The organism is Streptococcus sp. 27098_8_12 (assembly GCF_041432115.1).
Taxonomy (GTDB): Bacteria; Bacillota; Bacilli; order Lactobacillales; family Streptococcaceae; genus Streptococcus; species Streptococcus parasanguinis_V.
The window spans coordinates 1-538 of record NZ_JAPVZA010000043.1 but is presented as its reverse complement, the minus strand read 5'-3'; the positions used below and the strand labels follow the sequence as shown (position 1 = coordinate 538).

The window sequence follows — 538 nt, the reverse complement described above, 5'->3', positions numbered from 1 at the left end:
TTATCCACTACACTGTTTGAAGCAACCAAATCACTAGCTGCGATCTTGATGACTTCATCTGATAATTGGTAACCGTCTGGAGCTGAGAGTTCTCTCACTACATAATCTCTTGCTTCCAATCCTGTAAAGGTTACAAGACCATCTTTATCAGACGTTGCAGTTGCTTGACCTTCACCATAAGGGTTCGCTACAGGAGTCGTACCATCAGCTTCAAAGAGACCGAATACAGCACCAACAAGAGCTTTCCCTTCTTGGTTCACTTTGTGTAGTTGGATGCTGTAGAGTTTCAATTCAGGTTTGTCAACCGTCGGAGGAGTTGGTGGAATTGAAGTGAATGGTTTGTTGACCACTGTTCCTTTGTCTACGACGAGGTTAGTCGCAGCTTTCAACTCGCTAGCAGAAACTTTAATCACATCTGTTGATAGTTGATAACCTTCTGGAGCAGTAAGCTCTTTCACCACATAATCTTTTGCTTCAAATCCTGTAAAGGTTACAAGACCATTTGCATCAGAAGTTGCAGTCGCTTGTCCTTCACCGT

General features: G+C 43.1%; 1 protein-coding gene. It reads right to left on the bottom strand.

From position 1 onward, the window contains the following. On the bottom strand, nucleotides 1–538 hold a 538-nt coding region (locus O3629_RS10155), incomplete at both ends, for a prealbumin-like fold domain-containing protein (RefSeq protein WP_371609147.1).